This is a genomic window from Bacteroides graminisolvens, from assembly GCF_963666085.1.
In the GTDB taxonomy this organism is placed as follows: Bacteria; Bacteroidota; Bacteroidia; order Bacteroidales; family Bacteroidaceae; genus Bacteroides; species Bacteroides graminisolvens.
Map to the genome: position 1 here is coordinate 464,049 of NZ_OY762556.1, position 13,045 is coordinate 477,093.

The 13,045-nt window shown below is 46.9% G+C and carries 5 protein-coding genes; all 5 read left to right on the top strand.

Annotated features, from left to right (window positions below):
- The first annotated feature begins 187 nt into the window (after window positions 1-187).
- Window positions 188-4,132 (top strand): hybrid sensor histidine kinase/response regulator transcription factor, encoded by a 3,945-nt coding sequence (locus ACKPCE_RS01920; RefSeq protein WP_319503996.1) that lies wholly within the window; start codon window positions 188-190, stop codon window positions 4,130-4,132.
- 129 nt (window positions 4,133-4,261) lie between these two features.
- Window positions 4,262-6,724, top strand: a complete 2,463-nt coding sequence (locus ACKPCE_RS01925) for a glycoside hydrolase 5 family protein (RefSeq protein ID WP_319503997.1) — start codon at window positions 4,262-4,264, stop codon at window positions 6,722-6,724.
- Between the two features lie 33 nt (window positions 6,725-6,757).
- Window positions 6,758-9,730 (top strand): SusC/RagA family TonB-linked outer membrane protein, encoded by a 2,973-nt coding sequence (locus tag ACKPCE_RS01930; protein WP_319503998.1) that lies wholly within the window; start codon window positions 6,758-6,760, stop codon window positions 9,728-9,730.
- A gap of 20 nt (window positions 9,731-9,750) precedes the next feature.
- Window positions 9,751-11,322, top strand: a complete 1,572-nt coding sequence (locus tag ACKPCE_RS01935) for a RagB/SusD family nutrient uptake outer membrane protein (RefSeq protein WP_319503999.1) — start codon at window positions 9,751-9,753, stop codon at window positions 11,320-11,322.
- 23 nt (window positions 11,323-11,345) lie between these two features.
- Window positions 11,346-13,040, top strand: coding sequence for a DUF5114 domain-containing protein (locus tag ACKPCE_RS01940; protein ID WP_319504000.1), 1,695 nt, complete (start codon window positions 11,346-11,348; stop codon window positions 13,038-13,040).
- Window positions 13,041-13,045: the final 5 nt, after the last annotated feature.

Genomic DNA, 13,045 nt, shown 5'->3' on the forward strand with positions numbered 1-13,045 from the left:
TTGGTGATACTTGGTGATACTTGGTGAGGCTTTTTTTTAGTGAAGTATCACACATAAAAAACTGACAATCAGCTCATTAAAAGGTTGGTGATACTTGGTGATACTTTTTTTCATGCATTTTATGAGTAACAAAGCATATTTCCAAAATAAATGTATCTTTGTGTGGTACTAGGAATATGCACTGTTTATGAATAAAAAGGGTTATTACATATTGTTTCTGCTCTGTCTCATGCTTCTGCCCCATCTGCACGGGCAAAGAAACAGTTACCAGCTGTTTGAAAACATCGGCTTGGGACCGGAGGCATCTGTCACGAACTGTTTTCTGCAAGACCGGCAGGGCATTATCTGGATTGGGTCCAACAAAGGTTTATTCAGTTACGACGGTTATTCCGTACAGGCTCATCTGGGAGCGGGGAAGGCCAACAATGCATGGATATATTGCGGGGTCATCATCGACCAAACGTATCTGTATCTGGGTACCGACAACGGCATGCTTATTTATAACTATAAAACCGATCAGTATGAAACGCCTGCCATCTCTTTCCCGAAAGATTTCCGAAGCATGGCACTGCAGGGCGATCATCTCTGGATTGGCACGCTCAACGGACTGTTTGTGTATCACATCAGGAATCATACGTTGAAGCAGTTTGATACAAAGAGGTACAAAGGGCTCACGCACTCGGCCGTTTATTCGATTATACATACCACCGATAATCACATCTACGTGGGCACGTACAACGGTCTGTCACGCTACATTGTTGCCGAGGATCGTTTTGAACCGGTGAATCTTCCGGCAGCTCCGGGCAAAAAGAATCTGTTTATCAATTCGTTGCTGGAAGATGTGTCTCGTCAGTGTATCTGGATTGGCACGGAAGGCAGTCTGTTTAAATATTCACCAAGCAACGGGCAGGCGGAGCAGATTGAGAGTGTGCATGCCAATTCCATCAAATCACTTGCGCTCGATGCCAAAAAAGATTTGCTCATCGGAACGGACAACGGACTGTATGTGTACCACGAAAAGAAGGCTGTGCTGCATGCCTTGCATGATTCGCGCAACAGGCAGTCATTGGCCGATAATATTGTTTGGAACATCTTTGCCGACCGGGAGCATAACATTTGGTTGGGCACCAATTACGGCATATCGCTGTCACGCAACAACAGTGCGTTTCAATACATTCCCATCGCTCAAATAACCGGTACAGGAGAAGGAAACCAGTTTTTTTCACTCTACAAAGATGTACAGGGCTGGTATTGGCTGGGAGGAAGCAACGGAATTATCCGTACCAAGAGTCCGGCCGACAACCTGCCGGATGCCATCTGGTATAACATGGGCGATGCGCTTTATCACCTGCCGCACAACCGCATCAGGCACATCTATCAGGACAGCAGTAATGACTTGTGGATTGCAACCGACGGTAGCATCAACCGCTATGATTACCGGCAGAAAAGATTTATTCATTATAACATAACCGATAAAACGGGCAAGTACAATGCCAACTGGGCGTATCACCTGATGGAAGATGGGCAGGGTAACTTGTGGGTTGCCACTTGCCTGGGAGGTATTTTCATTGTCAACAAAGAGAAGTTGATGAAAAGTCAGTCGGAAACGTACGTAGCCGAATATAACTTCACCACCAAAGACGGGCTATCGGGCATGTTCATCAATCAGCTTTTGCCCGATAAAGAAGGAAATGTATGGGCTTTGTTATACAACAACGGAATTGACAAAATCAATATCCGGACTCGTCAAATAACGCATGTAAAAACGGACTTGCCTACCAAAAATAATAAACCGAATTATCTGCTGGCCGACAAAGAGGGTCATATCTGGGCGGGCTTTCGGGGTGGCGTGCTTCGCATGAATCCGCGTAGTAACGAGATTCAGCCGGTGTATCTGGGTAGTTTCAGTAACAACGAGATTTTGTCGATGCTCGAGGTGGAGAATAACATCTGGATTTCGGCATCCAATGGTTTTTGGGTGGTTAACAAGAAAACACTGGCCCCGCGCCGGCTCGACTTTACAAGCAGGCGTTTCACCAGTATGTTTTATGATCGGGAACTGCGTCAAATCTATTTGGGAGATGTTGACGGAATAGCCATTACTTCGCCCGATGTGCTTAACATGCACCCCACGACTCGTTCCATTGTAGCCACAGCGCTTTATATCAACGGACTTCTCAGCGAGCAAACCGGCGAAGGAAGCATTCGTTATGCACGTAACATCAGTCTCAATCATCAACAGAATAACCTGGCCATTGAGTTTTCCGATCTTCCTTTTTCACTCGAAGAAAAGAATAAGTTTGTTTACCAGCTGAAAGGGGTCGATGCCGGTTGGCATTTGCTTGATCCTAACAGCAACCGGATTACCTACAACAACCTCAACCCGGGCAGTTATGTGCTGCACATCAGCAAGATTGATGCCAACGGGAATCCGGCCGAACAGGCTTACACGCTGAACGTTCACGTTAGTCCGCCGTGGTATTACACCACATGGGCTAAATTGTTTTATTTCCTGCTGGGCGTGGGACTCATTTTGTGGGCTGTTAATTTCTTCCGCATGAAGAACCGTCTGCGGATGGAACGAATGGAGAAAGCCAAAATCATGGAGCAGTCCCGACAGAAGATTGACTTCTTTACCAACCTGTCACATGACTTCAAAACTCCGCTCAGCCTCATCATTGCTCCGGTAAGCAGGCTGTTGCCCGAAATCAGCAATCCCCAGGAGAAGAAGGTATTGGAGGGTATTCAGCGCAATGCCATGAAGATCAACTCTTTGGTGCATCAGGTGCTCGACTTCAGCAGAATTGACGGCAACGCTAACACGTTTCTCATTTTGTCGCACACGGAAATGGTATCTTTCACACGCAACCAGTTTCAATCTTACGAAGAACTGGCCAAAGAGAAGAACATCACGCTTCGTTACGAAACAAATCGGGAGGAGTTGTTTGTCAACATTGACATCATCAAGTGGGAGTCCATACTTCACAACCTGCTTTCCAATGCACTGAAGTACACACCGGCCGGTGGCAGCATCTCTCTTTCGCTGAACTACAAGGAAACGGAACAGGAGCTTGCCATCAGTGTGAGCGACACGGGTATCGGCATCTCGCAACAAGACTTACCGTACATCTTCCAGCGTTTCTTCCAATCGTCCAGAACCAAAGGGAAGAAAGAAGGAACGGGTATCGGACTTTATCTGGTAAAAAGGTATGCCGAATTGCACGGGGTGAACATAACGGTTGCTTCTGAGGAAGACAAAGGAACTACCGTGACACTCACCATGCCGCTAACAGCGGGTACCGAAATAAGCGGGGCTGTTCCTGCTTCCTCCGGCTTACCGGATGCAACCGGCGGACCGGCAACCGACGAAGGGGCTTTGCAACCGTTAATCCTCATCGTTGAAGATGAACCGGAAATCTGCCGGATGATTAAAGAGGTACTAGGCAACCGATACCGGTACAGCGAAGCATCTAACGGAAAAGAGGGATTGAAACATTGCATCGAGGAGGTGCCCGACTTGGTTATTACCGACTTCATGATGCCGCTGATGAATGGCATGGAGATGTGCAACCACATCAAGAAATACCTGCCCACCAGTGCCATTCCAATTATCATGCTGACCGGCGTAAGCAACAAGGAAACGGAGCTGGAAAGCATACGACATCACATTGACTCCTTCATCACCAAACCTTTCGAAGCCAGCATGCTGCTCTCACGGGTGGAACAGCTCTTGAGCAAGAAACAGATTCTGGAAGCTCAAACGCGTATTGAAACGCTGTCGGTTCCTCAGAAATCGGATGCTGTTTCTTTTGATGAGAAGTTCCTGGCGGATGTAACGCGAATGATTGAGGATCACATGGATGATGCCGGGTTGAATGTGAACATGCTCTGTCAGTTATCAGACATCAGCAACAAACAAATGTACCGCAAAATAAAACAACTAACCGGCTTGTCGCCTGTGGAGTACATCAAAAACATCCGCATGAAGAAAGCTGCCATGTTGCTTGAACAACAAAAATTCTCCATTGCCGAAGTGATGTACATGGTTGGATTCTCCAGTTCATCGTACTTCTCCAAATGTTTCCAAAGTGAGTTCGGTGTAACTCCCAAACAGTACATGGAAAAGAGTTAAAAACCGCCTGTTAACCGACAAAACAGGGCATTGTCCTACTTTTGTCCTTTTATGTCCGATTTCTACTTTGAGGTAAGAAAACGCATCTTTACTTTTGTCCTCGTTATAAACCGAAAGAATTTATATATTATGAGGAAGCATTTTCTTACCTTGTTTATTACCCTATTCGCCGCTCAGGGCTTTGCACAAAAAACACCTACCGTTTTCATTGATTCCAAAGGAACCATGAGGTGGAGTGACAGTCGTAAGGAGGCCGTTTTCTACGGAGTCAATTACACGCTGCCTTTTGCGCACGCCTACAGGGGAATGAATTATTTGGGAATAGATCATAAAAAGGCTATAGACCGTGATGTGTATCACTTTGCCCGTCTGGGCTTCAACGCATACCGTATTCATGTGTGGGATGTTGAAATCAGCGATTCCATCGGAAACTTGAAAGAGAACGATCACCTCCGTTTACTGGATTACTTGTTCATGCGTTTGCGTGAGCGGGGAATACGCATCGTTGTGACGGCACAAACCAATTTCGGCAATGGTTACCCGGAACGGAATCAGCCCACGGGTGGTTATTCTTATGATTACGATAAGTGCGATGCTCACCAAAATCCCAAAGCCATTGCTGCTCAAGAGAGGTACATCGCTGCGCTGGTAAATCATGTGAATCCGTACACGGGGGTGAGTTACAAAGACGATCCTTACATCATCGGGTTTGAGATTAACAACGAGCCTTGTCACCCCGGCACCAAAGACCAAACAAAGAGTTACATCAACCGAATGCTCGGTGCGCTCAAAAAAGCGGGCAATAAAAAGCCGGTGTTCTACAACGTAAGTCACAACCAGCACGTGGTTGAGGCGTATTATGACACGGCTGTTCAGGGAACAACCTATCAATGGTATCCTACCGGACTGGTAGCGGGGCACACTCGCAAAGGGAATTTCCTGCCTCATGTAGATGCGTATCACATTCCGTTTTCCAACGTTCGGAATTTCGGAAAGAAAGCATTGATGATATACGAATTTGATCCGGCCGATGTGATGTATTCGCATCTGTATCCTGCCGTGAGCCGCACGTTGCGCTCTACCGGTTTTCAATGGATTACGCAGTTCGCCTATGATCCTATTGACATGGCGTATGCCAACACGGAATACCAGACTCATTTCCTAAATCTGGCTTATACGCCGGGCAAAGCTATCAGCATGAAGATTGCCGCCGAGGTTGCACAAAGTGTGTGCAAGGGCGACTCTTTCGGGTCTTACCCTGCCGACACGCTATTTAAAGATTTCCGGGTTAGCTATTCACAAGATTTAAGTGAACTGAATCGGCCTACTACTTTCTTTTATTCCAACAACACCCAAACACAACCAGTTGCTCCTCGTGAGCTACAGGCTGTTGCCGGATGCGGTAGTTCGCCGGTGGTGAGCTACGAAGGAACAGGCGCTTATTTCCTCGACAAGCTGGAAGAGGGTGTTTGGCGACTAGAAGTTATGCCGGATGCCGTACAGGTCAGTGACCCTTTTGCCAAACCTTCATTGAAGAAGGAGGTCGTGGCGGTGATAAGCCGTGCTTGGGATATGAAACTGAGTGTGCCCGATTTGAGCGAGAGCTTTAGTGCACAAGCGTTGAATGCCGGAAATACGCGTTCGTTCACTGCGACTAACGGTACGTTGAGTAATCTCACACCGGGTGTTTACTTGCTGGTGAGAAAAGACACCAAACCTTCGGACAACTGGACAGCCGAAAAAAGATGGAAGAACATCAAACTGGGAGAATTCGTTGCGCCGGTAGAGAAAAAGTGCGACTCTTACCGCATGGTTAACTATACTCCCAAGATTTACGAAACAGGCAAGAAGCTGACCTTGAAAGTACAGTTGGCGGGATGGGAACAACCCGATTCGCTGATTGTATACACAGATCAGATTTCATTTTGGAACGAACACAATCCATATAAAAAGATGACGCGGAAGCAGGGTGCTATTTACGAAGTAACTGTTCCTGCCGCGGAGGTGAAAGAGGGCGTTTTCAGGTATAACATCGTTGCATTCAACAAAGGAAAGCGACAAACATTCCCCGGAGGAATGGAGGGTACACCGCTCGACTGGGATTACATTGGGGACCAATATTGGGAAACCCGTGTTGTCAATCCATCAGCCGAAATATCGTTGGTTGCTCCTTCCGTTTCTTCGCAGTGGAACGGTGTGGAACAGTACACCGTTCCACAGGAAGGGGGTGCTTGTTTCTTACGGAAGTACATCCGCGATGAGGTGGCAGGACGTGAAAGCAAGCTGCAACAAGTGCAGTACCTTTGCGTGCAATTAAAAGGAAAGGCCAACGGAGTGGAAGCCGGATTCATCACATCCGACGGATTCACGTACAAAGCCAAAGGAAACACTTCGCAAGAGGGAATACTCAGGTTACCTTTGTCGGCCTTGCAGCAAACGGCCACCACATTGCTTCCTCATGCTTATCCCGTTTTTCTGGATAAACAGTTTATGCCTACTACAAATATTCCGTTCGAAGTGCAGCAGATTGAATCGCTTGAGGTTTCTCATCTCACCGAAAATCTGGTGCTCGAAAAAGCATGGATAGAATAACAAATAACCAATAATACCATAAAAACAGAAATTATGAACAGCAAAAAATTAAATCCGCGTATTTGGATGATGTTGTTACTACTGTGTGCGCTGGGGAGCATGTTTCCGGCCTTGGCACAGCAAACAAGAACCAGAACCATTACCGGTCTGGTTACAGATGAAGCAAAGGAGCCGTTAATTGGCGCCAGTGTTGTAGTAAAGGGAACCACGGTTGGAACCATAACGGATTTTGACGGCAATTTTGTGTTGTCGGTCCCCACGGGTGCCATCGCACTGGAGTTCTCTTACGTTGGATACAAATCAAAAACAATCACCGTTCCTGCCACAACGAAGGTGGTCAACGTTCAGTTGAGTGACGACGCTCAGGTGCTGAGTGATGTGGTAGTTATCGGATATGGTACTACACGCAAAAGTGACTTGACGGGTTCGGTATCAAACGTAAGCAGTAAGGAGTTTAACGCCGGACTGATTTCTTCTCCGGAACAGTTGATTAACGGAAAGGTATCGGGTGTACAGATTATGTCGGCCAGTGGTTCACCCACAGCGGGAAGTACCATCCGCATTCGTGGAGGAGCGTCGCTCAACGCCAGCAACGATCCGTTGATTGTGCTCGATGGTGTTCCGTTGGAGACGGGAGGAATCAGCGGCAACAGCGGTAACTTCCTCAGTCTGATTAACCCGAGCGATATTGAGAGCATGACTATTTTGAAGGATGCTTCTTCAACAGCCATCTACGGTTCGCGTGCGTCCAACGGTGTAATCATCATTACCACCAAGAAAGGAAGCAATGAGAAACTCAAAGTGAGTTTCAACACAACCAATTCCATACAAACACGTACCAAACTAGCCGATATGCTTTCGCGTGATGAGTTTGTGGATGTGATTAACACGTACGGAACTTCTGCTCAGAAGTCATTGCTGGGGAATGAGAGTACCGACTGGAACGATCAGATTTACCAATCGGCGTTCGGTACGGACAATAACCTCAGTCTATCGGGAAAAATTGCCAAAGACTTTCCGGTCAGGGCTTCACTGGGATATTACAACCAGAAAGGTATTTTGAAGACCGACAAAGCCGAGCGTTTTACTGGTAGCTTATCAGTAAGTCCTTCGTTCTTTGACGGTTACCTGAAAATTAATTTGAATGCAAAAGGGTCTGTTAACAACAACCGTTTTGCAGAAACGGGAGCCATCTGGGCTGCATCTACATTCAACCCTACTTTGCCCGTTTATTCGGGAAACACTAATTTTGGCGGATATTATGAAACACTCGATAATACGGGTATTCCGGTTAACAAGGCCGTACTTAATCCACTGGGAAGGGTGAAACAAAACAAGTCGACCAGTAAGGTACAACGTTTCATCGGTAATGCCGACATTGATTACAAAATGCACTTTCTGCCCGAATTGAAATTCCACACAACCCTGGGAGTTGATTATGCCGAGGGCGAAGGGAAGGTTTATGTGCCCGCAGAAGCCATGCAGTACTACACAACGGCCGGCCGCAATTACGAGTATGGTCCGCAAAAAAATACGAACCGACTGCTCACGGCTTACCTGAACTACAACAAATACCTGGAAGGTTTGAAAAGTAACATAGATGCCACGGTAGGTTACGATTATCAGTATTGGAAGAGTACCAGTCCGGCTTACGCTGAGCTGAACACATTGGCAGAGATACAAACCAGTATTGCTGCATCCGATCAGCGCCACACACTGTTATCTTACTATGCTCGTTTGAACTACACATACGATTCACGCTATATGCTCACCGCCACCATCCGTCGTGATGGAACCTCGCGTTTCGATGCGTCGACCCGTTGGGGTACCTTCCCGTCGGTTGCGCTCGGATGGCGGGTAACGGAAGAGTCGTTCCTGAAAGACAATGCCGTGCTAAGTAACCTGAAGATCCGTGCCAGCTTCGGTATCACTGGACAACAAGACGGTATCGGTAATTACGGTCATCTGCCTGTTTACACCATTGGACAGGACGGTGCACAGTACCAGTTCGGTAACGAATACTATTATACATACCGCCCGCAATCGTACAACAAACTGTTAAAATGGGAAACAACAACAGCATATAACATCGGATTCGATTTCGGCTTTCTAAAAGACCGTATCACCGGTAGTTTCGACTACTATACGCGGCAAACAAAAGATTTGATTGCTACCGTTCCTGCTCCAGCCGGAACCACTTTCAACAAAACCATCACCACCAACGTGGGTAATGTAGACAACAACGGTATAGAGTTCACACTGAATGCTACCCCCATTCAGACTAAAGACTGGACATGGGACATCAGTTATAACATGACTTGGCAGAAGATGAAGGTGAAAAACCTGTCGCTCGTAGAAAGCAGCGCTAAAACCAACACATTGGTAGGACCTAGTATTGACGGATATCAATTTCAGGTGCTGAGTGAAGGGTATGAACCTTATATGTTTTACGTGTACCACCAGTTGTATGATGAAAAAACAGGTAAACCCATAGAAGGAGCGTATGCCGATGTGAACAAAGACGGACAAATCAATTCGTCGGATTTGTACCGGTACAACTCTCCCGCACCCGACTATATCTTCGGACTAAGCACTTCACTGCGCTACAAAAAATGGAATCTGGGAATGAGCTTCCGAGCCAATGTGGGCAACTACGTATACAACGGCATGGCAATGAACACCGGTGCATGGAGCACCGTGAGCTACAACTCGTATCAGTTGAACAACCTCAACCACAGTTTCCTGAATACCGGATTCAAAAACCGCCAATATTTGTCGGACTACTACGTAGAGAATGCTTCTTTCCTGAAAATGGATAACCTCACGCTGGGTTATAATTTCGGACGGGTACTTAATTGTTTCAATCTGAATGCCAGTGCCATGGTACAAAATGTATTCTGTATCACCCAATACAAGGGAGTAGATCCTGAAGTGCCCAACGGCATGGACGTATCGTTCTATCCGCGTCCGCGTACTTTCTCTGTTAGCGTGGGACTTGAATTCTAATTATTTAAAGATTTACGAATATGAAAAGAATACTATATACACTTTTGCTAGCCGGTACGTTCGTGTTTTCATCGTGTACGGATGAGTTAAACCAGATTCCTCACATTGAAACAACCTCGGCTAACGTGTACGATGAACCGGCCAACTACAAACAGGTACTGGCTAAACTGTATGCTTCGTTTGTTATTAACGGACAAGAAAAGGGCGGCGGCAATGCCGACCTGAGCAGCAACAACGGACAAGATTACATGCGTTGCTACTTCAACCTTCAGGAGTGTGGAACAGATGAACTCGCTTCTACTTGGTTAGAAGGCGACAAGGTGGGCGACTTAACCTACCTGAGCTGGGATGCCAACGACACATGGGTGTCTGACATGTATTACCACATCTATTATACCATTGCCTTGTGTAACGAGTTTCTGCGTAATGCAGGCGATGATCAGATCAGCAAATTTGCAGAGAGCGATCAGGCAGATATACGTACATACCGTGCAGAGGCTCGTTTCCTGAGAGCATTGGCCTATTACCATGCACTCGACTTGTTCCGGAACATTCCTTTTGTTACCGAAAATGATCCGGTAGGTTCGTTCATACCACCGCGTTACACAGGAACAGAAGTGTTCAGCTACATTGAATCGGAACTGACTGCTATTGAAGAAGTGTTACCTTCTCGCAGTGAAGCAGAGTACGGCCGCGTGTCACAGGCTGCTGCTTATGCCTTGCTAGCCAAACTGTACCTCAACGCAAAGGTTTACACCGGCACGGAACGATACACCGATTGCATTACGTATTGTAAAAAGGTAATTGCCCAAGGATATACACTGGAACCGGAGTACGCCAAACTGTTCAATGCCGACAATCATAAGCGAACCAACGAAATCATATTGCCGCTCACTGTAGATGCGGAACACACGGTTTCATGGGGAGCAACCACTTACATCATCTGCGGAGAGGTAAGTAATACGTCCGATTATCAAAAGCCCGAAGCATACGGTGTAACTCAAGGATGGGGCATGTTCCGCATCCGAGGCGAGGTGCCTGCTCTTTTTGAAACGGCAGACGGGCGCGCCATGTTCTTTACCGAAGGACAGTCACAGTATCTGGATGTTATTGACGACCAAAGCAACGGCTACTTCGTTGAGAAGTGGACCAACCTGACCGATGCCGGAGAGGCAGCTTCAAACACGGTTGACGGTGGCGTTGATACTGATTTTCCCCTATTCAGACTGGCTGATGTGTACCTGATGCTGGCAGAATCTGTGGTACGTGGCGGACAAGGAAGTGACCGCGCAACAGCATTGGGATATGTCAATCTGTTACGTCAGCGGGCTTTTGGCAATGATTCGGGCAATATACAAGACGGAGAAATGACACCCGACTTCATTCTCGATGAACGTGCTCGTGAATTATATTGGGAATGTACCCGCCGCACCGACCTCATTCGTTACGACAAGTTTACAACAGCCAATTATCTTTGGCAATGGAAAGGCGGAGTCAAAGCAGGGGCGGCAGTCAACAGCAAGTACAACGTGTACCCCATTCCCACTACTGACCTGACTGCAAATCCGAACTTGTATAACGAGAATTATTAAGTTGAACATTAAAAGAACATCCCATGAAAGCAATCATAAATAAACTCCTGCTACTGGCAGCCATACTGTGCATCACCGCCTGCGAGAAAGAAGGAGATAAAATATACCTGAGCAGCCTGGAAGAAGGAGAACTCGTTTCGTCCGAAAGTGAAGTGGCTCTATCCATGGCAAACAGTAAACAAATAGTCCTGTCCCTAGCCTGGAACAACAGTGACTTGTCGGTTAGCGACCCCAGCATGCAAGCCCCCAATCTGGTATCTGCCACATTGCAGGCATCCACCTCGGAAACATTTGCCGAGAATGTGCTTGAATCGGTAGAAACCTCTTTATCAAAAGCTTATACCGGCAGCGAGCTCAACACCCTTGCCAAAAACCTGGGTTTAACTCCCGACGTAGCGGTTCCGGTCTATTTCCGGTTAAAATCAGTAACTGGCAACAACATGGAGCCCGTCTACACCAATACAGTAACCGTTCAAATCACCTCGTATTTCATTGACATGAGCATCGGCTATGTACTCGACAGCAAACAGACCGAAACGGGTGCCAAGCTCTATTCGGCAGCATCCGATGGAGTGTATACGGGGTTCATGGGAGCTACAGGCTGGTACAACTACTATTTAAGAGAGGGCGACGGCACCATCTGGGGAAATGACGGAGTAGATGGTAGTCCGTTCCTGATCTCTTCCGAAGACACCAAATGGAACATGTGGTTCCCGCAGTTCGGCGGATGTTATTTTGTAAACCTGAACACCAGCAAGAAAGTATGGTCGGCACTTTACATTCCGGAACTCACAGTGAGCGGAGACCTCACGGGCAGCCTTACATTCGATCGTCCCAACTTGAAATGGACGTTAGTATTTAACGCCACTCAAACAGGAAACATCACCTTGCAAGTGTCGGGTAGCGGTAAGCAATATGACTATTCAACAGGTGACGCCGATGATGCAGCCAAAACTACCGCTGTAGGCTTTACGCAAAACGGAGAGTCACTGGCGTTTGGCCAACAAAGTGGAAACATTACGGTTCAGGTAACATCCACCGGTACCAACACGTTGGTAATCGACTTAAGCAATCCGCAGCAATGGGTAGCTAAGGTAGTGGGAGGTAGCGATACACCTACCGAAGTCAGACAACAGATTTATTTATCGGGTATTGATGATTTAATCACCGGAAACTGGAATTTTAATAATAAAATGTACCTTTACGATGAAGATAACCAAGCATACGCCGGAGTAGCCTATGCTTCCTCGGAGTGGGGATACAACATTTTCCTGGAAGCCGATAACTGGGACGATAAATACACCTTTGCGAGTGGCGACGCCTATCAGGGAACAATGGAGTTAAAAGGACAGGGCGGTAACTTGAAAGCACCTGCCACGGGACTCTATTTCTTCGATGTATCGCTCAAGGCACTTACTTATAAGCTAGTGACCCTAGAGAACAAGATTTACTATTCGGGTGTCAATGACAACTGGGACTTGCACGATCTGAATGCCACAGCCACCAAAGGAGTTTTCAGCGGTAGCGTTACCATTGAGAAAGCATCCGAATGGGGATTTCAGATTATTCTCGATGCTGCGTGGACCTATAAATACGGGGGAAGTAATGGCAAATTAAGCTACAAAGGCAGCAACATAACAGACGATGCTACCTTGTCGCCCGGCACATACACCCTCACGGTTGATTTGATAAACGGAACTTATGCTCTTACCAAATAATGAAT